Below are 25,715 nucleotides of genomic sequence, written 5' to 3'. Positions count from 1 at the left end.
TTCTTCTAATAAACAGAGTAGCCAGGGATGAAATACCAACCGTTTACCCGAACTTTGATTGCCACCGCGCTGGTGCTGACTGTCAGCGGCGTGCAGGCGGCCTCCCAGGCCCCGGTGGCTGGCGAAAATGGCATGGTGGTCACCGCCCAGCATCTGGCGACCCATGTGGGCGTGGATGTGCTCAAGGCCGGCGGCAACGCCGTGGATGCGGCGGTGGCGGTGGGCTACGCCCTGGCCGTGGTGTACCCGGCGGCCGGCAACCTGGGCGGCGGTGGGTTCATGACCGTGCAACTGGCCGACGGCCGCAAGACCTTCCTCGACTTCCGCGAAAAAGCCCCGCTGGCCGCGACCGCCGACATGTACCTGGACAAGGACGGCAACGTGGTCCCGGACCTCAGCTCCAAGGGCCACCTGGCGGTCGGCGTTCCCGGCACTGTGTCGGGCATGGAACTGGCGCTGAGCAAATACGGCACCCTCAAGCGCGCCCAGGTCATCGCCCCGGCGATCAAGCTGGCCGAAGACGGTTTTGCCCTGGAGCAGGGCGATGTCGACCTGCTGCACACCGCTACTGACGAATTCAAGAAAGACAAAGACCTGCGCGGCATCTTCCTGCACGGCGGCGAGCCGATGCTGGTGGGCCAGAAGCTGGTGCAGAAAGACCTGGCGAAAACCCTGCGGGAAATCTCCGTCAAGGGCACCGATGGCTTTTACAAAGGCTGGGTAGCCAAGGCGATTGTGGATTCCAGCCAATCGGGCAAAGGCATCATCACCCAAGCCGACCTGGACAAATACAAGACCCGCGAACTGGCGCCCATCGAGTGTGACTACCGTGGCTACCATGTGGTGTCCGCACCACCACCGAGCTCGGGCGGGGTGGTCATCTGCGAAATCATGAACATCCTCGAAGGCTACCCGATGGCCGACCTCGGCTATCACTCGGCCCAGGGCCTGCACTACCAGATCGAAGCCATGCGCCACGCGTACGTCGACCGCAACAGCTACCTCGGCGACCCGGACTTCGTGCAGAACCCGGTCGAGCACCTGCTGGACAAGGATTACGCCGCCAAACTGCGCGCCGCCATCGACCCGCAGAAAGCCGGGATCTCCCAGGACATCAAGCCGGGCGTTTCGCCCCACGAAGGCAATAACACCACCCACTACTCCATCGTCGACAAGTGGGGCAACGCGGTCTCGGTGACCTACACCCTCAACGACTGGTTCGGCGCGGGCGTGATGGCGAGCAAGACCGGGGTGATCCTCAACGACGAAATGGACGACTTCACCTCCAAGATCGGCGTGCCGAACATGTACGGCCTGGTGCAGGGCGAAGCCAACGCCATTGCTCCGGGCAAGACGCCGCTGTCGTCCATGAGCCCGACCATCGTCACCAAGGATGGCAAGGCGGTGATGGTGGTGGGTACGCCGGGTGGCAGCCGTATCATCACGGCCACGTTGCTGACCATCCTCAACGTGATCGACTACAAGATGAACATCCAGGAAGCCGTGGACGCCCCGCGTTTCCACCAGCAATGGCTGCCTGAGGCGACCAATATCGAACGCTTTGCCCTGAGCCCCGACACCCAGAAAATCCTCGAAGGCTGGGGCCACAAGTTTGCCGGCCCGCAGGACGCTAACCACCTGGCGGCGATCCTGGTAGGCGCGCCGTCCCTGGACGGCAAGCCGGTCGGCAATAACCGTTTCTATGGGGCCAACGACCCTCGGCGCAATACCGGGTTGTCGCTGGGCTACTAAAGCCCGCGGATCAGCTCCAGCACCTCGGCCTTCTTCAGCGGGTGCTTCAGGCGTTGCGAGAGCAGCGCCATGGCCCGCTGATGTTCACAGGCAACTACCGCTTCCACTTCGTCGCCCTGGCAGAGCAGGGCGATGAAGTCGTGGCGCTGCAGGTCGCCTTCCACGTGGAGCTGATTCCAGTGGCGGGGGTGGCCCAGCAGTTCAAAGGTCTTGCCGAAGTGATACGTCCAGAAGAACGGCACATCGGCAAACACCTGTTGTGCGCCCAGCATATTGCGCGCCGCCAGCACCCCGAGTTGCTGCGCCACACGCCAGTGTTCGATGCGCACGGGTTGGCCGTTCCATGGAAAGGTCACCATATCGCCCGCCGCCCATAGTCCGGGCGCGACAGACAAACCGGCATCGGCTTTGAGCGACTGGTCCTCGGCTTTTTCCAGCCCCTCGACAAACCCCGTGGCAGGCGTGACGCCGACGCCTATCAGTACCAGGTCTGCGGCCAATCTGTGGCCGTTTTTCAGCACCACCGTCGTCACGTCCATGTGGCCTTCCAGGCGTGCAGGCTCGCTGGCGGTGTGGAATATCACGCCGTTGGCTTCATGCAATTGGCGCAGTGAGGCACCGATGCGCTTGCCCAGTTGGGCCGCCAGCGGAATCTCGTGACGGCCCACCACCTGCACCGTCAACCCGCGCTTGCGTAAGGCGGACGCGGCTTCCAGGCCGATAAAACTGTCGCCGATGATCACTGCACATGTGCCCGGTTGAGCCGCCTTGACGATACGCGCCGCATCGTCCCGGGAGCGCAACACGAACACGTTGTTGAGTACGGTGCCCGGAATATCCAGCGGCCTGGCTTCGCCGCCGGTGGCCAGCAGTGCGGCGTCGTAGTCGAAATGGCGACCGTCCGCAAGCTCGAGGCGCTTGGCTTGAGGGTCGAGATGGCGCACTTCGCCGTGGATCCGCGACGCGTGGCAGGTGGCCTCGTCCAGCAAGGGCGGTGTTTCCTGCGGCGGCATCTCGCCGCAGATGACGAATTTGCTCAGGGCGGTGCGGTCGTAGGCGGGGTCCTGTTCCTGGTCGATCCACAACAACCGGCCGCTGAAACCCTTGCGGCGCAGCGTGGCCACGGCCGCCGAACCGGCTGCACCGGCGCCAATCACGATAAAGCAGCGCGAATCGTTGGTGTGCGGGGCAGCGGGTGAGGGCAGTGCCTCGTCGCCCACACTGACCACGCCGTCGTGAATCTCCACCGGGTACTGCTTGAGCTGCAACAGCGCGGGCGGCTCGCAGACCTGGCCGTCATCCACCCGGAAGGCCGCCTTGTGCCACGGGCAAATGATCCTCCCGTCACAGACCACGCCTTGCTCCAGGGGCGCCCCGGCGTGGGGGCAATCCGCCTGATAGGCACGGACCTCGCTACCCGAACGCACCAGCAGGATGTGATGGGCGGCGGTTTCAACACGAACGCCACGGTCTTCGGGCAAGTTGATCAAGCGGGCAACGATGCGCATGTTCATAGGCCAATCTCCTTTTAAGGATTGACCGGTGCCCCGGGTAGAGGACTGCGTTGACCCGATAACCGGTCTTCAGCCCTGCGCGCCAGAACGTTGAAAGTGGGCCATGCGTAACGAGCGGTGCATGAAAATCGTCCCCGCCGGTCAATCCAGCAGTTGTTCCACAGCTGAAAAGGCCTGGTCCTGGCGTGCTTGCCAATCCCCACGGATGACCCGTAGCGGTAGATGATGTTGCTCCAGCCAGTCACGACTGGCCTGGAAAAACGCCAGGCGATCGGCAAACTCCGGCTGGCAGCGCTGGCCATCGGCGGTCCACTCCACGTCTTCCGGAGACAGCAGCAGGTGCAGGTCGTAGTGGCGGGCGAGCAGTTCGCTGTCGAGCCACGCCGGGTAGTCGCCAAACAGGGTCTGGCTCCACAGCTTGTTGGTCAGCAGGTTGGTGTCGAGGATCAGCAACGCCGGCTGCGCGGCGCGGGCGGTATCTTCCCAGGCCAACTGGCCCCGGGCGATCTCCGGGATATCCGCCAGGGTGGTATCGCGCTGGTGGTGGTCGATGAAATGACGCACGTATTCGCCCACCATTACCCCGCCAAAATGTGCCTGCAACTGGGCGACCAGCCAGCTTTTACCGCTGGATTCCGGGCCGGCCAGTACCACCACCTTCATGCGTGCAACGCCGGGTCGGCGCGCCATTCACGCCAGCCCTGCACGGCGATCACGGTGAACAAGGCGTAGAGCGCGGCGGTGAGGTACAGGCCTTTGTAGAGGAACAGCCCGACGAAGATCACATCCACGGTGATCCACAACGGCCAGCACTGCACGCGTTTTTGCGCCATCCACATCTGCGCCACCAGGCTGAAGCCGGTCAGGGCCGCGTCCAGCCAGGGTTGGGCGGCGTCGGTCCAGTGGGCCATGGCTGCGCCCAGCAACAGGCTGCCCACAGCACCCACAGCCAGGCCTTGCAGGATCGGTTGCAGGCCCAGGCTGGTGACTTGCCGGCCCTGCTTGACCTCACCGGCGCGGGTCCACTGCCACCAGCCGTAGAGTTGCAGGGCGGCGTAGATCACTTGCAGGAGCATGTCGGAGTAGAGCTTCACATCGAAGAAGATCCAGGTGTACAGCAGCACCATCACCAGGCCGATGGGCCAGCACCACGGGTTCTGTTTAACCGTCAACCAGACAGCGATCACCCCCAGGGCGGCGGCAAACAGTTCAAGCCCGGACATGGCGGTTCCTTGGGGGAGTCGAAGAGGGCGCTGATTGTAACCAATGTGGGAGCGGCGGTGCGACGATAGATCGTTCCCACGCTCTGCGTGGGAATGCAGTTCCGGACGCTCCGCGTCCCGGCTCTGCGCAACGGTGACGCAGAGCGTCACAGGATGCGTTCCCACGCAGAGCGTGGGAACGATCATCGGCGTCAGACCTTGAATTGGCGCAGAAGGCTGTCGAGTTGTTCGCTCAGGCCTTTCAAGTGCGCACTCGCGACGCTGGACTGCTGCGCCGCCAGTGCCGTGCTGTGGGACAAGCCGGCTGCCTGGGTGACGTTCTGGTTGATGTCTTCCACCACATGCGCCTGCTGCAACGTGGCACTGGCAATCGAGGCGTTCAGCCCGTTGAGATTACGCAGCGCCTGGCCGATGGCAGTCAGGCTCGCTCCCGCCTGGCCTGCTTGTTCGATAGTCAGTTGCGAGGCCTGGTGGCTGTCGCTGATGACCTTGACCGCTGCCTCCGAATGGCCTTGCAGGCGCTCGATCATCGCCTGGATCTCTGCCGTGGATTTTTGCGTGCGCTGGGCCAGCAGCCGTACTTCGTCGGCCACCACCGCAAAACCACGGCCTTGCTCCCCGGCGCGGGCCGCTTCGATGGCGGCGTTGAGGGCCAGCAAGTTGGTCTGGTCGGCAATCGAGCGGATCACTTCCAGCACGCCGCCAATCTGCGTGCTTTCAGTCGACAGCGTCCGGATCACCTCCACGGCCTGGCTGATGGTGCCGGAGAGCTGGTCGATCCGTTGCAGGCTGCCATCGATATTGAGCTGGCCCTGTTCGGCCTGCACCTGGGCATCGCGCATTTCGCTGGCGGCATGCTCGGCATTTTTGGCCACGTCCTGTACGCCATAGGTGACTTCATTGATCGCCGTCGCCACCAGTTCCATCTGCTGCGATTGCTGCTGGCTGCGGTCATGGGCATCGCTGGCGTTGCTGCCCAGCTCGGTGGACGACTGGCCCAAGGCGTTGGCGCAGGTCTGCAACTGGCCTACCACCTGCCGCAGCTTGGCGGTAAAGCTGTTGAAGTGCCGCGACAATTGAGTGACTTCATCCTGGCCATGGGTGTCGAGGGTGCGGGTCAGGTCGCTTTCGCCACTGGCGATATTGGCCATCGCATTCACTGCCTGCTGCAACGGGCGCACGATGCTGCGGGCGATCAGCACCACCAGCAGGGCCATGATCAGCGCGATCACCAGGCCAACCACCGAGGCTTTCCACACCTGGCCGCGGAACTCGCCTTGCACGTCATCGACATACACGCCGGAACCGATGATCCAGCCCCAGGGTTCGAACAGCTGTATATAGGAGGTCTTGGCCACCGGCGCATCGGCGCCGGGTTTGGGCCAGCGGTAATTCACCATCCCGGCGCCCTTGGCCTTGGCCAGGATCACGAACTCGTTGAACACTGCAAAGCCGTCCGGGTCACGGATGGCCGACAGGTTCTGGCCGTCGAGCTTGGGGTTGGCCGCGTGCATGATCATCACGGGCGTGAGGTCGTTGATCCAGAAGTAGTCGTCCTTTCCGTAGCGCAAGCCACGTACTGCGCTCAAGGCTTGCTTCTGCGCCGCTTCACGGGTCAGGACGCCGCTGGTTTCGAGGCTGTGATAATAAGTCAGGATCCCGCTGGCGGTTTGCACCACGCGCTGGGTCTGCTCACTCTTGGCCTGGTACAGGTCGTCATGAATCTGCTTGAGCATAAGCAGGCCGAGGGTTAGCAGCATCAGCACGGCGACGATCAGGATCAGCCAGAGGCGCCGGCTGATAGACATATTGCGCAAACTGTTCATGGTCCTGTCACTCCGTGTTCTTATAATTTTGGGTGCTGCATCGACATTTCCGGCTTGTCTGATAGGCTTTCGGCCCAGAATCAAAAAACCTGAGTCCTGCCTGATTTTTCACGGAATTTTCGCAGTTCGGCCTTGATTATTTGCGCTGTGCTTGCAGCGCACTCTTCGTTAGTGAACGTCTAAAAAATATCAACGAGGCATGCCGTGGGCATGACCTTTGGGGGAATCGATGGATCTTTGGACCGCCGTACAGGCACTGATACTCGGCGTTGTAGAGGGGCTGACGGAGTTTTTGCCGATCTCCAGTACCGGGCACCAGATTATCGTGGCCGACTTGATCAACTTCGGTGGCGAACGCTTTGAAGCGTTCAATATCATCATTCAGCTGGGCGCGATCCTGGCGGTGGTGTGGGAGTTTCGACGCAAGATCCTCGACGTGGTCATTGGCTTGCCGACCCAGCGCAATGCCCAGCGTTTCACCGTCAACCTGATCATTGCCGTATTGCCGGCGGTGGTGCTGGGGGTGATTTTCGCCGACCTGATCAAACACTACCTGTTCAACCCGATCACCGTTGCGGCGGCGTTGGTGGTGGGCGGCGTCATCATGTTGTGGGCCGAGCGCCGCCAGCATGAAGTGCACGCCGAAACCGTCGACGACATCACCTGGAAGGACGCGATCAAAGTCGGCTTTGCCCAGTGCCTGGCGATGATCCCGGGCACCTCGCGCTCGGGCGCTACCATCATTGGCGGCCTGTTGTTCGGCCTGTCACGCAAGACCGCCACCGAGTTCTCGTTCTTCCTGGCGATGCCGACCATGGTCGGCGCAGCGGTGTATTCGGGCTACAAATACCGTCACCTGTTCCAGCCGGATGACCTGCCGGTGTTTGCCATCGGCTTTGTCACCTCGTTCATCTTCGCGATGATCGCGGTCAAGGCGCTGCTCAAGTTCATCGCCAGCCACAGCTACGCGGCGTTCGCCTGGTACCGGATCGCCTTCGGCCTGGTGATCCTGGCCACCTGGCAGTTCGGCTGGATCGACTGGTCGGCCGTCAAGCCATGATCATCCAGCATCCGCGCTTCAAGGCGTTGGTGTTTGCACTGTTGTGCGCCGCGCCGCTGTTTGGTGCGGCGCTGCTGGGGTACCGCGGGGTTTCGCTGATCCCGCTGGTGGCCTATGGCGTGGTCAGCGTGGTGGCGTTCCTGCTGTACTGGAGCGACAAGCGCAAGGCTCGCGAAGACAGCTGGCGCACCCCGGAAAACGTCCTGCACGCGGTGGAGCTGGCAGGCGGTTGGCCGGGGGCGTTGATTGCCCAGCAGGTGTTCCGCCACAAGACGCGCAAGGTGTCTTATCAGGTGGTGTTCTGGCTGATCGTGTTGCTGCACCAGGTGTTCTGGATTGATCAGCTGTTCCTGGGTGGCACGCTACTCTCGATCTTCTAGCAACAAGCCGACCTGCGTGCGCTTGGGCAGCTTGCTCACCACCAACTGGTGGGAACGCTGCAACAGGCCACGCAGTTCCTCGGCGCCCAGCGGGTAGGGCGTTTCCATGATGATCCACTGCGCCCGCGCCAGGTACGGCGCCGGGTGGATGCCGGGGCGATCCACATGGCCCAGGAACAGCTCCTTGTCGACCTTGAAGGCCAGCGAGTCGCCCCGCAGGTTCTGCAAGGCAAACATCTTGTTGCCGGCAATCGAAAACACCCGTACGCCGCCCCATTTGTAATCTTCCCGCGCGCCGGGCAAGCCCAGGCAAAACGTGGCGACTTGTTCTTCGGTCATTCTCATAGCAAACGGTCTCCGCAACCTTTGAAGGCGTTATCTAGGTGGTCGATCCAGGCCCGCACGGCCGGCAACACGCCGCGCCGATGTGGGTACACCGCCTGCAACCAGCCACCCGGCAATGACCATTGCGGCAAGAGCTGCACCAATTGGCCGTTGGCCAATTCCTCCTCGCAATACATCATCGGCAGCACGGTAAACCCCAGGCCGGCGAGGGCGCAGGCCTTGCGTACCAGGAAATCATCGATCCCCAGCCGTGCTTCCATCACCAGGTCGTGGCTGCTGCCTTCCGGGCTGAGCATGCGGAAGTGCACCATGCGGTCTGCTTCCAGGGCGCCCAGCACCGGCAGTTGCTTGAGGTCTTCCAGGGTGTCGATCTGCCGCTCACGCACAAAGTCGGGGCTGGCGACAATCGCGGTCTGGGCCTGGCGCAGGCGTTTGGTCACCAGCAGCGGGTCTTCATCCCCAAGCTCGCGCACGCGCAAGGCCACATCAATGCCTTCGGCCACCAGGTCGACGCGGCGGTTGACCAGGTTCATCTCCAACTGCACCAGCGGGTTGGCGGTGAGAAACTCCGCCACCACGGTCTGCAGGAATTGGTGAGCCAGGCCCACGGGGCTGCTGACCCGCAGCCGACCGCGGGGTTCGCTGGACATGCTGGCCACTGCCTCATCGGCCATTTCCGCCTCCAGCAGCATTGCCTGGCAGTGGCGCAGGTAGCGTTCACCCACGGCGGTGAGGGTCAGTTGGCGGGTGGTACGTTGCAGCAAGCGGGCGCCGAGGCGTTCTTCCAGCTCGGCAATGCGCCGCGACAGCCGCGACTTGGGAATCCCCAGCAGTCGCCCGGCAGCGGCGAAACCGCCGGCTTCCACCACCTTGGCGAAGTAGTAGAGGTCATTCAGATCTTGCATGGTGGGCCTATTGTCCTGTCAGTGGGACGAATAATCGCACATTGCCTGACTAATCGCTGATTGGTTTCATCTGTAGGCTTATTTCCATTCCGTCGCCCTTGGCGATGCTTACTTGGAGATTAACCATGAAACTGTTGCATATCGATTCCAGCATCCTCGGCGACAACTCGGTTTCCCGTCAGTTGAGCGCAGGTGTCGTCAAGACCTGGCAGGCGGCCGAGCCAGACGTTGAAGTGACCTACCGTGACCTGGCCAGCGAAGGCATCAACCACTTTTCCGGCGTGACCCTGGGTGCACTGGGCACCGCTGCCGAGCTGCGTGATGCCGTACAGAAACATGAAGCCGAGCTGAGCGCCAACACCCTCGCCGAATTCCTCGCGGCCGACGCCATCGTCCTGGCTGCGCCGATGTACAACTTCACCATCCCGACCCAACTCAAGGCCTGGATCGACCGTATCGCCGTCGCCGGCCAGACATTCCGCTACACCGAAAACGGTCCTGAAGGCCTGGCCGGTGGCAAGAAAGTCATCATCGTGTCGACCTCCGGCGGCCTGCACGTTGGCCAGCCTACCGGTGTGGCTCACGAAGACTACCTGAAAGTACTGCTGGGCTTCCTCGGCATCACCGACATCGAAATCGTCCGCGCTCACGGCCTGGGCTATGGCGATGAAGTGCGCAGCAAGGCGATCAGCGACGCCAACGCAGTGATCAACGAACAATTGTTTGCCGCAGCGTAAGACTTGTGTAAATTTTGCTGTTCCTCGATATCAATCTGATTCGAGGCGCCTAAACTCTGTATTCTGCTCGCCTGAAAAGCGATCGGAGTACGGAGTTTTTTCGTTTACCCGCTGTCACTACTTTGGCCCAGGTTATGCACGCATGGGTAAACCCTGCCAGTCCGAGCGCCTGAACCATGGATACTTCAACAGCTACGCGGGCTTACGCAACAAAGGTGGACATCCCCATGATGCGTCTTTGTGCAGTCTTGGTTCTCTCCCTGCTCGGCGGCCTGATTTCAGTGCAAGCCGCGCCCGCGCCGCACCCCCATTGGAGTGTGGGCTTCCACCGCATGACTTTTCTCGACCCGCTGGATCTGCAGCCGATGAAAGCCGTCGCGTTCTACCCGTCCACCGGCCTGGAACACACCACCCAGGTGGGCGCTTATCACATCGCCGCCACTGAAGACTCGAAAATCGCCATCGGCCGCTTTCCAATGCTGATGCTGTCCCACGGCAATACCGGCACGCCCCTGGCCCTGCACGACCTCGCCACCTCCCTGGCGCGCAAGGGGTTTGTGGTGGTGGCGGTGCTGCACCCTGGCGACAACTACAAGGATCACAGCCGGCTGGGCACCTTGAGCAACCTGTACGGGCGCCCGATCCAGATTTCCGAAGCGATCACCGCCACCCTCGGCGACCCGATGCTGTCGCCATTCGTCAACGTCGACCAGGTAGGCGTCATCGGTTATTCGGCCGGTGGCGAAACCGCGCTGATCCTCGGCGGCGCCAAGCCGGACCTCGACCGCCTGCGCCGCTACTGCCAGCAACGCCCGGAAGATCGCGACGCCTGCACCACCAAGGGCGAGTTGATCGTCGACCGCGACGACCTGCAACCGCAGGCCGACCCGCGTATCCATGCCTTGATGTTGATGGCGCCGTTGAGCCTGATGTTTGGCCGCCACACCCTGGCGGACGTGCATGTACCGGTGCTGCTCTACAGCGGCGACGGCGACAAGCTGGTGGCCGTGGACAAGAACGCCGAGGCCCTGGCGCGCAAACTGCCGGAGCCGCCGGACTTCAAGCTGCTGGCCGGGGCAGGGCACTTTGTGTTCATGGCGCCTTGCGACGAGAGCCAACTGGCCGCGATGCCCGCCATGTGCACCGATGCTGACGGGGTTGACCGTGAAAGCATCCACCGCGACCTGATTTCCGAGGCCGGGCGGTTCTTTAATCACACCCTCGGGCAATCCACCCGGGCGGGCTTGCAGACGGCTGATCAGTAAGCGCGGCGCTTGAGCAGTAACGTCAGGCCCAGGCCGCTGATGGAAAGCAGGGCGGCGCAGAAGAAGATCCACGAGTAGCCCAGGTTCAGCGCCACCGCACCCATCACCGGCCCGGCAATGGCCAGCGCCAGGTCAAAAAACACCGCATATGCACTCAACCCGGCGCCCCGGCTGCTGTTGGGCACCTGCTTGATCGCCTCCACGCCCAGCGCCGGGTACACCAGCGACAGACCAAAGCCGGTCAGCCCGGCGCCTATCAAGGCCACGCCGGTGGACGGTGCCAGCCACAGCAGCGTCAGGCCCAGGGTTTCGATGGTCATGCAGGCAATCGCCGCGGTGAAGCCGCCGAAGCGGTTGATGGCAGAGATAAACACCAGCCGTGACAGGATGAAACACACGCCAAATACCGTCAGGCACCAGGCTGCGCCCGTCCAGCCACGGCTCAAGTAGTAGAGGGTGATAAACGTGGTGAGGGTGCCGTAGCCAATCGATGCCAGACACAGGCTGGCGCCGAACGGCGCGATACGCCCAAATACCGCCCAGAAGGGCAGCCGCTCGCCGCGCACCACGGGCACCGAAGGTTTGTTGCGAATCAGCAGCAGGCCCAGGGCGGAAAGTGCCGTGAGGGCGATTCCGAGGCTGGTGTAGCCGTAGTCGGCAACCATCACCACCCCAAGCGGTGCACCAATGGCAATCGCGCCGTAGGAGGCGATGCCGTTCCACGAGATCGATCGTGCCGTATGTTCGGCACCGACCGCGCCCATGCACCAACTGATGGTGCCGACGCCGATCAGGCCCTGCGCGACGCCGAGTAACAGCCGGCCGACAATCAATATGCCGAGGCTCAGCAACGGCAAGCTTTGCACCAGCGTGGCGATGAACGTCAGCACCCCGCTCAGCAGAATCCCGCTCAGGCCCAGCACGATAGCGCGCTTGGTGCCCACGTTGTCCGACATGCGCCCCGCCATGGGGCGGCTGAGCAGCGTGGCCAGGTATTGCGAGCCGATGGTTATCCCGGCGACCACCGCGCTGAAACCCAGCTCACCGTGGACATAGCCGGGGATGACGGCAATCGGCAGGCCGATACAGATAAACGCGATAAACGTGTAGAAAACGATGGAAACGATCTGCAGGGTGATCGACAAGGAGCTGGGGGTGGCAGGCTGTGTGGCAGGCATGGGGACTCGTTCGCGGGCGGGCGGTGCGGGCATCATGGCAAGGGCTTGGGGTAAAAGGAAGCAGGCTAACTATATTTGATGATATTGCGGCCCGTGCCTATCCGGCTTTGGATCCATGGGGCCTCCCTGGCCCGGGACGACTAAAGCGGACGCGGTAAAGTGTGGGAGCTGTCGAGCTTTAGCGAGGCTGCGAAGGCGGCGGCATGGTCAATAAAGATGTTGCCTGGCACACCGCTATCGCGGCCTCGCTAAAGCTCGACGGCTCCCACAGAAAAGCAGAGCCATACCCCAAAAAAAAGCCCCATCACACTGGACGGGGCTTTCGCATTTCAAACTACCGGCGGCTCTTAGAAAACCACACCCTGACTACGCAGGTAATCGTCATAAGTCCCGCTGAAGTCGATCACCCCACTCGGGCTCAGCTCGATGATGCGGGTGGCCAGGGACGACACAAACTCCCGGTCATGGCTGACAAAGATCAGCGTGCCCGGGTAGTTCTCCAACGCCAGGTTCAGCGCCTCGATGGACTCCATGTCCAAGTGGTTGGTCGGCTCGTCCATGATCAGCACGTTCGGCTTTTGCAGGATCAGCTTGCCGAACAGCATGCGACCTTGCTCGCCACCGGAAATCACCTTCACCGACTTCAGGATCTCGTCGTTGGAGAACAGCATGCGGCCCAGGGTGCCGCGAACCACTTGCTCGCCTTCCTTGGTCCAGCGGCCCATCCAGTCGAACAGGTTGGACTCGTCTTCGAAGTCTGAAGCATGGTCCTGGGCGTAATAGCCCAGTTCAGCCGCGTCGGTCCACTTGACCGTACCGGCATCCGGGGTCAGTTCGTTGACCAGGGTACGCAGCAGGGTGGTCTTGCCGATACCGTTCGGGCCAATGATCGCCACGCGCTCGCCGGCTTCAACCTGGAAGCTGAAGTCCTTGAACAGCGTCTTGCCGTCAAAGCCCTTGGCCATGCGATCGACGATGACCGCCTGGCGGTGGAGCTTCTTGGTCTGGTCGAAGCGGATGAACGGGCTGACGCGGCTCGATGGCTTGACTTCGGCCAGCTGGATCTTGTCGATCGCCTTGGCACGGGAAGTGGCCTGCTTGGCTTTCGAGGCGTTGGCCGAGAAGCGGCTGACGAAGGATTGCAGCTCGGAGATCTGCGCTTTCTTCTTGGCGTTGTCCGACAGCAACTGCTCGCGGGACTGGGTCGCCACGGTCATGTATTCGTCGTAGTTGCCCGGGAACAGGCGCAGCTCGCCGTAGTCCAGGTCGGCCATGTGGGTGCAGACGCTGTTCAGGAAGTGACGGTCGTGAGAGATGATGATCATCAGGCTGTTACGCTGGGTCAGGATGTTTTCCAGCCAGCGGATGGTGTTGATGTCCAGGTGGTTGGTTGGCTCGTCGAGCAGCAACACTTCCGGATCGGAAAACAGCGCCTGGGCCAGCAATACACGCAGCTTCCAGCCTGGTGACACTTCACTCATCGGGCCGTTGTGCTGCTCGATGCCGATACCCAGGCCCAGCAGCAACTCACCGGCGCGGGATTCGGCGGTGTAGCCGTCCATCTCGGCGAAGTCGGTTTCCAGCTCGGCCACGGCCATGCCGTCGTCTTCGGTCATTTCCGGCAGCGAGTAGATACGGTCGCGCTCGGCCTTGACCTTCCACAGCTCTTCGTGACCCATGATCACGGTGTCGAGTACGGTGAATTCTTCGTAGGCGAACTGGTCCTGGCGCAGTTTACCCAGGCGCACGTTCGGCTCCAGCATGACCTGGCCGCCCGACGGGTCGAGGTCGCCACCGAGGATTTTCATGAAAGTCGACTTGCCGCAACCGTTGGCACCGATCAGGCCATAACGGTTGCCTGCGCCGAACTTGACCGAAACGTTCTCAAATAGCGGCTTGGCGCCGAACTGCATGGTGATGTTAGCTGTGGAGATCAATTACTTTACCTATCAATAGCTTGGAGTGCGCTAATTTGAGCCGGGCCCATTTTGTGGCCCAGGCCAACGGGCATACGTCGGCAGCGACATCAAGGCTTGGGGCCCAGTCGCTGAGCAGAAAAATGGGTGCATGTTGGAATTTGGCGCGCATTGTCGCATATGTCAGGCGGGAGTTGTATGGCGCTGCACGGATGGATTCGCCCGAGTCTCCGGCATTGCCACCCACACCAGCCCCAATGCGACGGCCGCCACGCCGGCCAGGGTCAGGAACGCGGCGTTGTAACCCGCCCACTGCACGACAAAACCTGCCAGGCTGCTGCTCAAGGCCGCGCCGAGGCCGAATGCCGTGGACAGCGCGCCCAGGCTGACATTGAAGCGTCCGGTGCCCTGGGTGAGGTCTTTGACGATCACCGGAAACAGCGCGCCGAACACCCCGGCGCCGACCCCGTCAAGCATCTGCACCGCCACCAGCCAATAAGGATCACTGGACAGCGTATACAACACGCCCCGCAGCGGCAGGATCATGAAACCGGCGAGCAGCAACGGCTTGCGCCCCCACACGTCGGCCTTCACGCCCACCAGCCAGGCCACCGGCACCATCACCAACTGGGCCGCGACGATGCAGGCCGAGGTCAGCGGCGTGGCCATCTGCAGGTTGATCTGCGACAGCTTCTGGCTGACCAGCGGCAGCATGGCCGCATTGGCCAGGTGAAACAGCGCGCAGCAGATGGCAAACAGCATCAAGGGCCTGTTCGCCAGAAGCACGGCCAACCCCGACGGTTGTTCATGGCCGGTGCCATGCGCAGGGTCGAAACCCCGTGCGACTTCGTGGTCGATTGCCTGGGCTGACACGCAGCTGACCGCGATGACACTCGCCGCAGCCATGACTGCCATCAGATAGAACACCGCCACCGGGCCGAACAGGTAGGCGAACCCACCAGCGAGCAGGGCCGCCACCGCGTTGCCGGCGTGGTTGAAGGTTTCATTGCGGCCGGTGCGCCGGGTAAAAGCGCGCGGCCCGGTGATCCCGAGGGAAATCGCCGAGATGGCCGGCGCAAACACCGAGGCCGCCGCTGCACTGGCCGCCTGGGTCAGCGCCACCAGGCTGAAGGAGCTGACGAAGGGCAGGAGCAGGCAACTGGCAGTCACCAGCAGCGCGGCGATCACGATCACTGCCCGTTTGCTGCGGGTTCGGTCAATCAATGCGCCGGCCGGCGTCTGGGTGAGCAGGGCCGCGATGCCGGCCAGGGTCATGACCACGCCGATGCTGGCGGGGTCCCAGTGGTGCACGGCCAGCAGATAAATCGCCAGGTACGGCCCCAGTCCGTCACGCACGTCCGCCAGGAAGAAGTTCAGGCTGTCCAGGGACAGGGTGTTGCGCAGGTCAGAGCGAGTGGCCATGGCACGGTCTTCAGGCAAGAGGTCGGTAGCAGTAGTGACCCATGGCATGAAGGTATAGTTTCTGAAGGCGGCGTTGCACTCGTATGGCAATACAAGCAAAAACATTTACAAAGTGGAGCCATTTGCATCGAAAAATAGCGCTGATCGAGGCTTTTTCAGGGCTTTTTATTGTTAACAGTTGAACATCCAATAAGCCTGGCTTATTTTCCGTCCGTTCGCCCTACAGTGAAGGCTCTTTACCGGTTCAAGGATGGCGAGGCTTTCGGTGTAGGGCGGACTTCTTTTGTCGCAATGACCGGAACATATTGGAGACGCAATGGACATGCTGTCAGCCCAGGTATCAAAACCAGCCCGCTCAACTGCCCCGTGCTACACCCTCACCGCCATCAAGCGCCCGTGCTGATTGGCTGCCGTGCAGGCAAAAAAAGGCCCGTGGGGTAGACGGGCCAAGGTGTTCACTGGAGTAGGTAGCCTTCACCCTATAGGTCAACACGTGAAGGCCATGTGAAAACCATGTCGCAGGAACGGATGTATATCCGTGTCAGGGTTTGCGCACGAACGTGCGCATGGTTTGCCCTGGGCCGGTACTGAAGCGGGTAGGGCGGGGCATGCCTTCATCTGCCGCAATAAACACGAAGTGATCACCTTCCAGCCGGTAACTCGCGGGTAACTGTTTGCCGGCATCCTCTCCCATCGAGTCAACCCAGGTAATGCTTTTGGGTGCCGTGCTGGCATCGAGCGTGAAGCTGCCTGCCAGTAAAACCTCGCCGTCGACCGTCACCACCTGGAATTGATCGCCCGAGATTGTCGTGATCGCGCCTGGCGCGCTGTGTTCATCCGTGGGATTGAGCACACCATTGTCTTCCAGCGCCGTTTGTTCCCATGCCCCCTGGAGCGCCTGGAAATCCGCATTTGAAGCACGTGTCATACAAATTCCTTTTTGGTTAAAAAACGAGCAGTCAATACCTTGGTGCGTAGATGCCTGACGGATAAGCTGAATCGATTTTGTGAGAATTGTCTGGTTTCTCTTTGTTGCGTACGAATTTTCCCAGTATTCACGGGTATTTAGCGCCATTTTGTGCGTTGATTCGGAAACGGTTCTTTACAAGTTCGTCTACGCTCAGCACCAGGGTAGGGGCTCCTGCGTAATCTGAACGAAAACAATCTACGGTGATGTGGGATTTTTCCATGATCGAGGTGGTCCGATGACCATCGGTAGACCGTTCGTGTCTTGTGTACAGGGCGTTGTCCCTGATTTTCAAGCGGCCATTCAGTATTTGATGAATATGTGTGACCGCTGACTGTCGACTTTTTAAGGTGCATCAGTTTTGAATAAAACTCCTCGGCTCCACGCTCATGCGGCATCGGACGAAATTGATCTGTTTGAACTGTGTCATGGTATCTGGCGGCAAAAGAAGTTGGTGCTGGGGTGTACGATTCTGGCGGGGGTGCTGGGGGCGGGCTACGCTTTTCTGGCCCCGCGGGAGTATCAGGTCAGCAGTGTGCTGCGCCCGGCTGCCATCAATGAGCTGGATGCTCTGAACCGCTCCGAAGTCTATAAGTTGCCGCCGGCCGACGCCCTGAACAAAGTGGGGGCGCAACTGGACTCATACGAAGCGCGCCTGGGGTTTTTCAAGTCCCATGAGGACCTGTTCAAGGCGTTCCAGAAAACCGGGCAAAGCCTCGAGCAGAGTTTTGAAGAATTCAATCGAAACTCCATCAACCTGAGCCTGCCCGATCCCAAGAAGTCCGACTCCCTGAGCAGCTATATCAAGCTTGAGCTGGAATACCCGGCAGACATCGACGGGGTAGCGATTCTCAACGGCTTTGTAGACTACGCAATTGATTCGGAACGTGCCCAGGTCGGTGCTGACCTTAAAGTGATCGTCAATAACCGCTTGAACGAACTCAAGGGCAAAATCGACGCGGCGCGCTCCAATTACGAAACCGACAAGGAATCGAAGATTGCCAAGCTGCTTGAAGCCGACAGGCTCAAACGGGCCAAGCTGGAGGACGAACTGGGTGCCCTGCGCTTACAGATGAAAATGGAGCGCACGGACCGGCTGGCAGAGCTGGCGGAGGCCATTTCCATCGCCAAGTCGATGGGCATCAAGACCCCGACCACTCCTTCGTCCATGGCAGATGCCTCGCGTAGCGGCTCGAATCAAGTAATGCGCACCGAGGTCAACAACCAGAAAATCCCGCTGTACTTCCTCGGTACAGAGGCGCTTGAGGCGGAACGTGCCGCGTTGCAGGCGCGTACGAGCGACGACTTTACCAACAGCCGCATTGCACAGATTGGCAAAGAGTTGCAGATGCTGGAGGTCAACCGTGAAGTGGAGGTGCTGAAAAATCGCGGGAATGAAGACATTTTCTTGCAGGATGTTGAACCGTTACGAGCGGAAGTCGCGCGTTTGCGAGGCCTGAATATCGACATGAGTGGCCTCAAGCTGGTAACCATTGACCGTCGTGCCCAAGAGCCGCTGAGCCCGATCAAGCCCAAGAAAGCCCTGGTTATGATACTGAGCCTGCTGGCAGGGTTGACCGTGGGTATACTGATTGCGCTGGGCCGCCATCTGCTGGCACGACGCGAAGCCGTACCCTACTCGGAGTTGGATGAATATCGGCTTTCTCTGCGTACACGCAAGGATGATGAACCGAAAAGCTGACGCCTTCAGCAGCGGGCAGGCCGCCCGGCAAGCCCGCTGCTGCTCTTCCTGGCACACTCACTGGACACCTTTTCACAAATCTTGATTAACCTTTGGTTACAAAGTGTGGCTAAAATAGCTGCCAATGGCCACGACCGGATTGTCACCCAGCCGTTCGTGTTGCCGGTTTTGTGAATTGTGATTTCAGGTGCTGCATCTTCAATCCTCGGCCGTTGTGGGCACGCGGGAGCAGCCTGTTCTCTTCTGACTTGTGACGAATACCTTGAAACTCATCATTGTTGCTCTCTACATTGCCTCTATTGCGTATGTCCACCTGCGTGGCCGGGTGCGCCACAAGCTGGGGCGCCAGCTCAGTGATCACTCGACCTTCCTGGCTCCGGTGAACTGCTTTCTCTACCTCTTTTCCAAACTGCCCAGCCGACCGTACCTGTCCCCCAGCGACTTTCCCGACCTGAGCCCGCTTCAGGAGCATTGGCAAGAGATCCGCGAGGAAGGCCAGAACCTGCTGCGCGCAGGCGAGATCAAGCGCTCCGACCAGTACAATGACGTGGGTTTCAATTCGTTCTTCAAGTCGGGCTGGAAGCGTTTCTATTTGAAGTGGTACGGCGACAGCCATCCTTCGGCGATGAAGCTGTGCCCGCGCACCACCGAGCTGGTGCAAAGCATCGGCTCGATCAAGGCCGCGATGTTTGCCGAGCTGCCACCGGGCTCAAAGCTGGTACGCCATCGTGACCCGTATGCCGGTTCCTACCGTTACCACCTGGGCCTGGACACGCCCAACTCCCCGGGCTGCTACATCAACGTGGACGGTGAAAACTACTACTGGCGCGACGGTGAACCGGTGATGTTTGACGAGACCTTCATCCACTACGCCGAAAACACCACCGAGCAGAACCGGATCATTCTGTTCTGCGATATCGAACGCCCGATGAAGTACCGCTGGGCGGCCGCGTTCAACCGTTGGTTCAGCCGCAATGTGATGGCCGCGGCCGGTTCGCCCAACGATGCCGGTGACAAGACCGGCGGCCTGAACCGTGCGTTTACCCGGCTGTACAAGATTCGCCTGCGGGGCAAGGAGTTGAAGAAACGCAACCGCACCCGTTACTACCTGGAAAAGTGGGCGATCTTTGCCGGCCTGGCCGCGATCTTCATCCTCATCTGAACCGGGCAGCGGAGCGCATCAGCCTGGCGGATGCGCCCCCAGCTTCTCCCACATCTTCTTGCTGATCTTCTGCCGATTGGCATAACCCGCCCACGGGTCCTTCTTCAAACCCTGCAAACGCTCGTGCAGGTTAGCCACCGTCCATTGTTGGGCGCTGTGCAAACTCTTCAACTCATCACGACTCACCGGTACCGATACCGGCAGGCCGGGCCGCGCCCGCACCGAGTAGGCGGCTACCGTGCTGGCGCCCCGGGCGTTGCGCAGGTAGTCGATGAAGATCTTGCCCACGCGATTCTTCGGGCCCGAAGTCGCGGTAAAGCGTTCAGGCAACTGCAGCGTCATGAACTGGGCGATGGCCTTGGCGAAGGCTTTTACCGAGTCCCAGCCGTCGCGGCGCGCCAGCGGCACCACCAGGTGCAGGCCTTTGCCGCCGCTGGTCTTGACGAACGCTTCAAGCCCCAGTTCATCGAGTACCGACAAGGTCAGTTGCGCCGCTTCAAGCATGCTTTTCCACGGCAGTGCCGGGTCCGGGTCGAGGTCGAGCACAAACAGGTCCGGGGTTTCAATCTTGTCAGCGGTAGCGCCCCAGGTATGCAACTCGACGGTACCCATCTGCACGGCACCGATGAGCGCGGCCGGGCTGTCGATTTCCATCAGCCGCGCATGGCCCGGGTCCAGGGCCTGGTCCAGTTGCTTGATATTCGGGATCGACAGGCGCTCGGAGTGCTTCTGGAAAAACTGTTCGCCGGCAATGCCTTCCGGTGCCCTGAGCAAGGACACCGGCCGGTTGCGCAGAAAGGGCAGGAGCCATTCGCTGATGCCCTCATAGAACTGTGCCAGTTGCAGTTTCTGTGTAGCGCTCTGGGCATCGATGACTCGGTCCGGATGGGTAATCCTGACCCCAGCCACGGCGCCGGTGCCCGCCGTCTTTTTGCGGGGTTTTTCCTTCAGCGATTTGGCCGTCCGCGGCTGCTCATGCACAATCTGCTCCGCCGGCTTGTCGGTGCGCAGCCCGACAAACGCCGCCTGGCGCACCACACCTTCGCGGGTCCATTCGGCAAATTGCACTTCGCCCACCAGCTGCGGCTCGACCCAGTGCACGCCGCGTGCCTGGGCACTGGTCAGGGGCTTGGCCAGCGGTGAAGTCTGGCGTTCCAGCGCCTTCAACTGTGCACTGATCTTTTTCAGCGCGGCCTGATCGAATCCGGTACCTACGCGCCCGGCATACACCAGGTCGCTGTCATCATTGACCGCCAGCAACAGCGCGCCAAACCCGCTGCGCGAACCTTGCGGGCGGGTGAACCCTACGATCACGAATTCCTGGCGCAGCCGGCACTTGAGCTTGATCCAGTCCGGGCTGCGCCTGGAAACGTAGGGGCTGCCGGCACGTTTGCCGATCACGCCCTCCAGCGCCAGGTCGCAGGCACTTTCGAAGATATCCCGCTGGTTGGCAGCAAAGGACTCGGAGAAGCGCAGCAGCTTGCTCTTGCTGCGGCTAACCGCGTCCTTCAGTGCGGTGCGGCGCTCTTCGACAGCGGCTTCGCGCTGGTCGCGGCCGTCCAGGAACGGCGCATCGAACAGGTAATAGACAATGTCCAGGCTGCGGCCGATATCAAAGGCGTTTTGCAGCGCCTGGAAATCCGGCAGCCCGTCGGCGTTCAGGCTGACCACCTCACCGTCAAGCCAACTGTCCTTGAGCTTCAGGGCTTCCAGGGCCTTGGCCTGGCGTGGCAGGCGATCGGTCCAGTCATGGCCATTGCGGGTGAACAGCCGAACTTCGCCATCGCGAATCCGCGCGAGGATGCGATAGCCGTCGAATTTGATCTCGTACACCCAATCGCCTTCCGGTGCACGGTCCACCAGTGTCGCCAGCTGTGGCGCGAGTTGATCGGGCAGGTCGGTTGAGGGCTTGCGCCTGGCTTTCTTCGGCGCTGCGGGCTTTTTCGCAGCCCCCACCGTTGCGTCGCTCAGCACGCTTTTCGGTTCAGCCTGGACCACATCGTAGTCAGCCACCGGGCGTGCCTGCTGATCGTTCTCCTTGATCAACAACCACTGCTCCTTGTCGCCGCTGCCCTTGAGTCGGGTGCGCACCAGCGTCCAGTCGCCTGCCAGTTTTTCGCCGATCAGGCTGAACTTCAGCTTGCCGGCCGCGTAGGCCTTGTGCGGGTCATCGTGGGGCTGCCATACACCGCGATCCCACACGATCACATCGCCAGCGCCGTATTGGCCTGCCGGAATGCTGCCCTCGAAACTGCCGTAGCCCAATGGATGATCTTCCACATGCACCGCGAGGCGCTTCTGGCTCGGGTCGAGGCTTGGGCCCTTGGGCACCGCCCAGCTTTTGAGGACGCCGTCGAGCTCCAGGCGAAAGTCATAATGCAGGTTGCGCGCATCGTGCTTTTGAATCACGAACGACAGGGCATGCGCCCGGTTCCTGGCGCGAGGCGCACTGCCGGCGGGTTCGGCGGTCACGTCGAAGTCGCGCTTGGCGTTGTATTCACTCAGGGGCTTGGCCATGGCGGTCTACCTCATGAAGCCTTGCTGGTCTTTTTCGCGGCAGGTTTCTTGGCTGCAGCCTTGGTCGCGGGCTTGCCGGCCAGGCTGCGCTTGAGCAACTCCGTCAGGTCGATCACGTCCGCAGATTTGCGCTCGTCGACACCTTCGCTGGATTCCACGTCTTCGATCTTGCCGGCCTTGGCCTTCTTCGCCACCAGCGCCATGATCTTTTCCTGGAAGCTGTCGCGGTATTCGTCCGGCTGCCAGTCGGCACTCATGTCTTCCACCAGACGCTTGGCCATGTCGAGTTCGCCCTTGGCCAATGTCGGTTTGGTCACGTCGCTGCCCAATTCCAACTCGTCCAGGCCACGCACTTCGGCAGGCCAGCGCAGCATCACCAGCACCAGCGCCGACTCCAGCGGCATCAGTGCCGCCAGGTGCTGCTTGGTGTGCAGCACCACGTTGGCCAGGGCGACCTTGCGGGTTTTCTTCAGGGTTTCGCGCAGCAGGGCATACACCTTGCCGCCGCGCTTGTCGGGGGCCAGGAAGTAGGGCGTGTCGATGTTCTGCAACGGGATCTGGTCGCTGGCCACAAACGCGATGATTTCGATGGTCTGGGTGGACTTGGGGTGGGCCGAGCGGATTTCGTCTTCGCTGAGGATCACGTAGCGACCTTTCTCGTAGGCCACGCCCTTGACGATATTTTCCTTGGTGACTTCCTTGCCGGTGGTCTTGTTGATGCGCTTGTAACCCACCGGGTCCATGCTGCGTTTGTCCAGCCAGTCGAAGTCGACGCCCTGGGAGGACGTGGCCGAGACCAGTGACACGGGGATGTGCACCAAGCCAAAACTGATTGCGCCTTTCCAGATAGCCCGTGGCATGTCGGTATTCCTGAAGTGTGTGGTCTTCAGGTGACAGGGCGGATTCGGCAAAAGTTTCCCTGGCCAGCCGGCTGGCACCAGGGTTTCAGACAGATCGTGTTACACCTGATGAGAAACTATTTAGTTACCAAAGCCGAACCCAAGGCGTAGCGTGTTATCGAAAGCACGTATTACTTGCGCCCAGAGAGGCTTTGTCATGAACACCCGTTTGCGCAACCTTGCCGTATTGGCGTTGGGCCTGGCCTTGAGTTCGTTGGCACAGGCGCAAAACCTGCCCGGCAGCAGCAACAACCCCTACAACGGCCCCATCCACCAGGCCAACCCCAACAGCATGCAGGGCACCCAGCCCAACGCACCGGCTGCGCGCGGCACCTACATCCCGCCGGCACAGCGGCCGCCGACCCTGCAAAACGGCGGTATCGGCAACAGCGTCCAGCGCCGTGACGGCGCGCAGACCCCGCCGGCTATCCAGCCCAAGGCTCCCACCCGTGACGCCAATGGCAATCGCGGCGATTGAGTGTGTAAAGACGACAAGGAAACCCACCGTATGCTGTTACGCAAAACCCTTCTAGCGACCTTCTGCGCCGCTGCCTTGCTGCCCCTGGCGCTGCCTGTCTCGGCGGCCGCCACCCAACAGTTTCCCAGCGAGCAAGGGAGTATCACCGTCACCCCGATTGCCAAGGGCCTCGATCACCCGTGGGCGGTGGCGTTCCTGCCGGACAAGCAAGGCTTCCTGGTCACCGAACGTCCCGGCAACCTGCGGTTTGTCAGCCCGGACGGCAAACTGTCCGCGCCCCTGAGTGGCGTGCCGAAGGTGTTTGCCAAAGGGCAGGGCGGCCTGCTGGACGTGGTGCTGTCGCCGGACTTCAAGGAGGACCGCCTGGTGTACCTGTCCTACGCCGAGGGTGGCGGCACGAATGGCACCGCAGGCACCGCAGTCGGGCGTGGGCGCTTGAGCGATGACCTGAGCGGCCTGCAAGACTTCAAGGTGATCCTGCGTCAGGAGCCCAAGCTGTCCACGGGCAACCACTTCGGCTCGCGGCTGGTGTTTGACCGCGATGGGTACCTGTTCGTGACCCTCGGGGAAAACAACGACCGGCCCACCGCCCAGGACCTCGACAAGCTGCAAGGCAAGGTGGTGCGGATCTTCCCGGATGGTCGTATACCGGAAGACAACCCCTTTGTCGGCCAGGAAGGCGTGAGGCCGGAAATCTGGTCCTACGGCCAGCGTAACCCCCAGGGTGCGGCACTCAACCCGTGGAGCGGCACACTCTGGGAAAACGAACATGGCCCGCGCGGCGGGGATGAGATCAATATCATTGAACGAGGGAAAAACTACGGCTGGCCGCTGGCGACCCATGGCATCAACTATTCCCTGACGCCGATTCCCGAGGCCAAGGGCAAGACGGTCGAAGGCACCGTTGCACCGCACCACGTCTGGGAAAAATCCCCGGGTGTGAGCGGCATGGCGTTCTACGACGCCGACCGGTTCAAGGCCTGGCAGCACAACGTGTTTATCGGGGCATTGGTCAGCCAGGAGTTGATTCGCTTGCAGTTCGATGGGGACAAGGTCATCCACGAAGAGCGACTGCTGGGCGGCCTGAAAGCGCGGATCCGCGATGTGCGCCAGGGCCCGGATGGTTACCTGTATGTGCTCACGGATGAAGATAACGGCGTGTTGTATCGGGTGGGTTTGAACCAGGACTGACGGATACGGCAAATACCAATGTGGGAGCGGGCTTGCTCGCGAAAGCGGTGGGTCAGTCGCTGGAGATGTTGGCTGAGCCATTGCCTTCGCGAGCAAGCCCGCTCCCACAGTTGTGTAGCGTCGAGCCTACAACCCAAGCTCCGACAACCCCGGATGCTCATCCGGACGCCGCCCCAGCGGCCAGTGGAACTTGCGCTCGCTTTCCTTGATCGGCATGTCGTTGATGCAGGCAAACCGGTTCGCCATCAAGCCGTTCTCGTCAAACTCCCAGTTCTCGTTGCCGTAGGAGCGGAACCAGTTGCCGGAGTCGTCATGCCATTCATAGGCATAGCGCACCGCAATGCGGTTGCCGGTAAACGCCCACAACTCCTTGATCAACCGATAATCCAGCTCTTTGGCCCATTTGCGGGTCAGGAAGGCCTTGGCCTCTTCGCGGTTGTGGGCGAACTCGGCGCGGTTGCGCCATTGGGTATCCAGGGTATAGGCCAAGGACACCCGTTGCGGGTCCCGGGAGTTCCAGCCGTCTTCGGCCAGGCGAACTTTCTCAATCGCCGACTCACGGGTAAACGGCGGCAACGGCGGGCGTATTTCTGCGTTGGATGACATGGGACGGCTCCTTAACAGGTTTAAAAGTCAGGTCAAAGTTGCAATAGGGTTCGCGCCATGGATTGCGCATTATCGGCAGCGGTGGTGTCGCCCATCACCAGGGCAACGGTAATGGCGCCATCAATCAGGATCAGCAGGTGCGCGGCCTGGCGTTCCGGGTCGGGGGTGCCATGTGCTTGACACAGTTCGAGGGCGTACTCGAACAGTTTCTGTTTGTGGGCCTTGGCCAGTTGGCGCACCGGGTTGTGCGGGTCGCCGGTCTCGCCGCTGGTGTTGATGAAGGCGCAGCCGCGAAAGTCGTCGGAGCCGAACCAGGTTTTCAGCGCACTGAACACACCCAGCAGGCGCTCGCCCGTGGTGGCATGGCGTTCAACTTCGCTGCGCAGCCAGTGCATCCAGCGCTCGTCGCGGCGTTGCAGGGCGGCAATCACCAGTTCGTCCTTGTTGGCGAAGTAGCGGTAGACGCTCTTTCTGGAGACGCCGGCGGTTTTCACCAGAAGATCCATGCCGGTGGCAGCGATGCCATTTCGGTAGATCAACTTTTCGGTAACGTCGAGGATAATGTCGCGAGTGATATCGTTCATGGAGATTACAGTAGAACGATCGTTCTCCTTGGTCAATTAATTATTTTTAACCCTGGGCGGGAAGACCTGAGCCAGCCCATGGTGTA

At 61.2% G+C, this 25,715-nt stretch carries 23 protein-coding genes; 9 read left to right on the top strand and 14 right to left on the bottom strand.

Features of this window, described 5'->3' with window-relative positions; genetic code table 11:
• The first annotated feature begins 27 nt into the window (after positions 1-27).
• A complete protein-coding gene (ggt, locus tag C0058_RS17180; RefSeq protein ID WP_102369160.1) occupies positions 28-1,752 on the top strand; it encodes a gamma-glutamyltransferase in 1,725 nt (574 codons plus the stop codon).
• Here the strand turns inward: ggt and C0058_RS17175 are convergent.
• The 4 genes from C0058_RS17175 to C0058_RS17160 form a co-directional block, all read right to left on the bottom strand.
• Positions 1,749-3,266 (bottom strand): FAD-dependent oxidoreductase, encoded by a 1,518-nt coding sequence (locus tag C0058_RS17175; protein WP_102369159.1) that lies wholly within the window; start codon positions 3,264-3,266, stop codon positions 1,749-1,751. The two genes, ggt and C0058_RS17175, sit on opposite strands and share 4 nt — an antisense overlap.
• Before the next feature lie 141 nt (positions 3,267-3,407).
• A complete protein-coding gene (locus C0058_RS17170; RefSeq protein ID WP_102369158.1) occupies positions 3,408-3,929 on the bottom strand; it encodes an AAA family ATPase in 522 nt (173 codons plus the stop codon).
• Positions 3,926-4,489 carry a nicotinamide riboside transporter PnuC gene (pnuC, locus tag C0058_RS17165; RefSeq protein WP_003215352.1) on the bottom strand — a complete coding sequence of 188 codons (564 nt, stop codon included), beginning with the start codon at positions 4,487-4,489 and terminating at the stop codon, positions 3,926-3,928. The genes C0058_RS17170 and pnuC overlap by 4 nt, the downstream gene beginning before the upstream one ends.
• A 191-nt stretch (positions 4,490-4,680) precedes the next feature.
• Complete coding sequence (locus C0058_RS17160; RefSeq protein WP_102369157.1) at positions 4,681-6,315, bottom strand: methyl-accepting chemotaxis protein; 1,635 nt, start codon at positions 6,313-6,315, stop codon at positions 4,681-4,683.
• A 229-nt stretch (positions 6,316-6,544) separates the two neighbouring features.
• Between C0058_RS17160 and C0058_RS17155 the strand changes: the two genes are divergently transcribed.
• Both C0058_RS17155 and C0058_RS17150 read left to right on the top strand, forming a co-directional pair.
• Positions 6,545-7,375, top strand: a complete 831-nt coding sequence (locus tag C0058_RS17155) for an undecaprenyl-diphosphate phosphatase (protein WP_003215357.1) — start codon at positions 6,545-6,547, stop codon at positions 7,373-7,375.
• Positions 7,372-7,755, top strand: coding sequence for a DUF1294 domain-containing protein (locus C0058_RS17150; protein ID WP_003215359.1), 384 nt, complete (start codon positions 7,372-7,374; stop codon positions 7,753-7,755). Before C0058_RS17155 ends, C0058_RS17150 begins: the two co-directional genes overlap by 4 nt.
• On the opposite strand, the gene C0058_RS17145 is transcribed toward C0058_RS17150, so the two are convergent.
• Positions 7,738-8,100 carry an MmcQ/YjbR family DNA-binding protein gene (locus C0058_RS17145; RefSeq protein ID WP_032899493.1) on the bottom strand — a complete coding sequence of 121 codons (363 nt, stop codon included), beginning with the start codon at positions 8,098-8,100 and terminating at the stop codon, positions 7,738-7,740. The genes C0058_RS17150 and C0058_RS17145 overlap by 18 nt on opposite strands.
• Entirely contained in the window at positions 8,097-9,005 is a 909-nt protein-coding gene (locus C0058_RS17140) for a LysR substrate-binding domain-containing protein (RefSeq protein ID WP_003215364.1), read from the bottom strand. Before C0058_RS17140 ends, C0058_RS17145 begins: the two co-directional genes overlap by 4 nt.
• A 125-nt stretch (positions 9,006-9,130) precedes the next feature.
• On the opposite strand from C0058_RS17140, the gene C0058_RS17135 reads away from it, so the two are divergent.
• Both C0058_RS17135 and C0058_RS17130 read left to right on the top strand, forming a co-directional pair.
• On the top strand, positions 9,131-9,742 hold the full coding sequence (locus C0058_RS17135) for an FMN-dependent NADH-azoreductase (protein WP_087692678.1): 612 nt from the start codon (positions 9,131-9,133) through the stop codon (positions 9,740-9,742).
• A 227-nt stretch (positions 9,743-9,969) separates the two neighbouring features.
• Positions 9,970-11,007, top strand: coding sequence for a dienelactone hydrolase (locus C0058_RS17130; protein WP_102369156.1), 1,038 nt, complete (start codon positions 9,970-9,972; stop codon positions 11,005-11,007).
• On the opposite strand, the gene C0058_RS17125 is transcribed toward C0058_RS17130, so the two are convergent.
• From C0058_RS17125 to C0058_RS17110, 4 genes are all read right to left on the bottom strand, one after another.
• Positions 11,001-12,185 carry an MFS transporter gene (locus C0058_RS17125; protein ID WP_102369155.1) on the bottom strand — a complete coding sequence of 395 codons (1,185 nt, stop codon included), beginning with the start codon at positions 12,183-12,185 and terminating at the stop codon, positions 11,001-11,003. The two genes, C0058_RS17130 and C0058_RS17125, sit on opposite strands and share 7 nt — an antisense overlap.
• A 347-nt stretch (positions 12,186-12,532) precedes the next feature.
• A complete protein-coding gene (locus C0058_RS17120; RefSeq protein WP_008436174.1) occupies positions 12,533-14,122 on the bottom strand; it encodes an ABC-F family ATPase in 1,590 nt (529 codons plus the stop codon).
• Positions 14,123-14,284: 162 nt separating this feature from the next.
• Positions 14,285-15,523, bottom strand: coding sequence for an MFS transporter (locus tag C0058_RS17115; protein WP_087692676.1), 1,239 nt, complete (start codon positions 15,521-15,523; stop codon positions 14,285-14,287).
• 541 nt (positions 15,524-16,064) lie between these two features.
• Positions 16,065-16,451, bottom strand: a complete 387-nt coding sequence (locus tag C0058_RS17110; RefSeq protein ID WP_008436175.1) for a TIGR03067 domain-containing protein — start codon at positions 16,449-16,451, stop codon at positions 16,065-16,067.
• Positions 16,452-16,851: 400 nt separating this feature from the next.
• Here C0058_RS17110 and C0058_RS17105 point away from each other — a divergent pair, with 400 nt between their 5' ends.
• Entirely contained in the window at positions 16,852-18,192 is a 1,341-nt protein-coding gene (locus C0058_RS17105; RefSeq protein WP_102369154.1) for an LPS O-antigen chain length determinant protein WzzB, read from the top strand.
• A 262-nt stretch (positions 18,193-18,454) separates the two neighbouring features.
• A complete protein-coding gene (gene lpxO, locus C0058_RS17100; protein WP_102369153.1) occupies positions 18,455-19,354 on the top strand; it encodes a lipid A hydroxylase LpxO in 900 nt (299 codons plus the stop codon).
• An 18-nt stretch (positions 19,355-19,372) separates the two neighbouring features.
• Here lpxO and ligD read toward each other — a convergent pair whose 3' ends face one another.
• Positions 19,373-21,871: a DNA ligase D gene (gene ligD, locus C0058_RS17095; RefSeq protein ID WP_102369152.1), complete on the bottom strand. Its 2,499-nt coding sequence runs from the start codon at positions 21,869-21,871 to the stop codon at positions 19,373-19,375.
• A gap of 11 nt (positions 21,872-21,882) precedes the next feature.
• Entirely contained in the window at positions 21,883-22,731 is an 849-nt protein-coding gene (locus C0058_RS17090; protein WP_003218456.1) for a Ku protein, read from the bottom strand.
• Between the two features lie 196 nt (positions 22,732-22,927).
• On the opposite strand from C0058_RS17090, the gene C0058_RS17085 reads away from it, so the two are divergent.
• Complete coding sequence (locus C0058_RS17085; protein WP_087692672.1) at positions 22,928-23,248, top strand: hypothetical protein; 321 nt, start codon at positions 22,928-22,930, stop codon at positions 23,246-23,248.
• Positions 23,249-23,278: 30 nt separating this feature from the next.
• Positions 23,279-24,439 carry a PQQ-dependent sugar dehydrogenase gene (locus C0058_RS17080; RefSeq protein WP_003218452.1) on the top strand — a complete coding sequence of 387 codons (1,161 nt, stop codon included), beginning with the start codon at positions 23,279-23,281 and terminating at the stop codon, positions 24,437-24,439.
• Positions 24,440-24,565: 126 nt separating this feature from the next.
• On the opposite strand, the gene C0058_RS17070 is transcribed toward C0058_RS17080, so the two are convergent.
• The gene (locus C0058_RS17070) at positions 24,566-25,045 is read right to left on the bottom strand and encodes a nuclear transport factor 2 family protein (protein ID WP_008436190.1); all 480 of its coding nucleotides are present in this window, start codon (positions 25,043-25,045) and stop codon (positions 24,566-24,568) included.
• 32 nt (positions 25,046-25,077) lie between these two features.
• Positions 25,078-25,629, bottom strand: a complete 552-nt coding sequence (locus C0058_RS17065) for a TetR/AcrR family transcriptional regulator (protein WP_102369151.1) — start codon at positions 25,627-25,629, stop codon at positions 25,078-25,080.
• Positions 25,630-25,715: the final 86 nt, after the last annotated feature.

It is taken from the genome of Pseudomonas sp. NC02, from assembly GCF_002874965.1.
Lineage (GTDB): Bacteria > Pseudomonadota > Gammaproteobacteria > Pseudomonadales > Pseudomonadaceae > Aquipseudomonas.
Note: the sequence above shows the minus strand (reverse complement) of the source record. Positions and strands in the feature narration are given on the sequence as shown.

Excerpts from the sequence above, each read along its gene's own strand:
- C0058_RS17150 (WP_003215359.1), top strand. The coding sequence starts at position 7,372 with ATGATCATCCAGCATCCGCGCTTCAAGGCGTTGGTGTTTGCACTGTTG.
- C0058_RS17130 (WP_102369156.1), top strand. The coding sequence starts at position 9,970 with ATGATGCGTCTTTGTGCAGTCTTGGTTCTCTCCCTGCTCGGCGGCCTG.
- ggt (WP_102369160.1), top strand. The coding sequence starts at position 28 with ATGAAATACCAACCGTTTACCCGAACTTTGATTGCCACCGCGCTGGTG.
- C0058_RS17135 (WP_087692678.1), top strand. The coding sequence starts at position 9,131 with ATGAAACTGTTGCATATCGATTCCAGCATCCTCGGCGACAACTCGGTT.
- C0058_RS17115 (WP_087692676.1), bottom strand. The coding sequence starts at position 15,523 with ATGGCCACTCGCTCTGACCTGCGCAACACCCTGTCCCTGGACAGCCTG.
- C0058_RS17155 (WP_003215357.1), top strand. The coding sequence starts at position 6,545 with ATGGATCTTTGGACCGCCGTACAGGCACTGATACTCGGCGTTGTAGAG.
- C0058_RS17160 (WP_102369157.1), bottom strand. The coding sequence starts at position 6,315 with ATGAACAGTTTGCGCAATATGTCTATCAGCCGGCGCCTCTGGCTGATC.
- C0058_RS17110 (WP_008436175.1), bottom strand. The coding sequence starts at position 16,451 with ATGACACGTGCTTCAAATGCGGATTTCCAGGCGCTCCAGGGGGCATGG.
- C0058_RS17070 (WP_008436190.1), bottom strand. The coding sequence starts at position 25,045 with ATGTCATCCAACGCAGAAATACGCCCGCCGTTGCCGCCGTTTACCCGT.
- C0058_RS17080 (WP_003218452.1), top strand. The coding sequence starts at position 23,279 with ATGCTGTTACGCAAAACCCTTCTAGCGACCTTCTGCGCCGCTGCCTTG.
- C0058_RS17125 (WP_102369155.1), bottom strand. The coding sequence starts at position 12,185 with ATGCCTGCCACACAGCCTGCCACCCCCAGCTCCTTGTCGATCACCCTG.
- ligD (WP_102369152.1), bottom strand. The coding sequence starts at position 21,871 with ATGGCCAAGCCCCTGAGTGAATACAACGCCAAGCGCGACTTCGACGTG.
- C0058_RS17085 (WP_087692672.1), top strand. The coding sequence starts at position 22,928 with ATGAACACCCGTTTGCGCAACCTTGCCGTATTGGCGTTGGGCCTGGCC.
- pnuC (WP_003215352.1), bottom strand. The coding sequence starts at position 4,489 with ATGTCCGGGCTTGAACTGTTTGCCGCCGCCCTGGGGGTGATCGCTGTC.
- C0058_RS17145 (WP_032899493.1), bottom strand. The coding sequence starts at position 8,100 with ATGAGAATGACCGAAGAACAAGTCGCCACGTTTTGCCTGGGCTTGCCC.
- C0058_RS17140 (WP_003215364.1), bottom strand. The coding sequence starts at position 9,005 with ATGCAAGATCTGAATGACCTCTACTACTTCGCCAAGGTGGTGGAAGCC.
- C0058_RS17090 (WP_003218456.1), bottom strand. The coding sequence starts at position 22,731 with ATGCCACGGGCTATCTGGAAAGGCGCAATCAGTTTTGGCTTGGTGCAC.
- C0058_RS17065 (WP_102369151.1), bottom strand. The coding sequence starts at position 25,629 with ATGAACGATATCACTCGCGACATTATCCTCGACGTTACCGAAAAGTTG.
- C0058_RS17170 (WP_102369158.1), bottom strand. The coding sequence starts at position 3,929 with ATGAAGGTGGTGGTACTGGCCGGCCCGGAATCCAGCGGTAAAAGCTGG.
- C0058_RS17175 (WP_102369159.1), bottom strand. The coding sequence starts at position 3,266 with ATGAACATGCGCATCGTTGCCCGCTTGATCAACTTGCCCGAAGACCGT.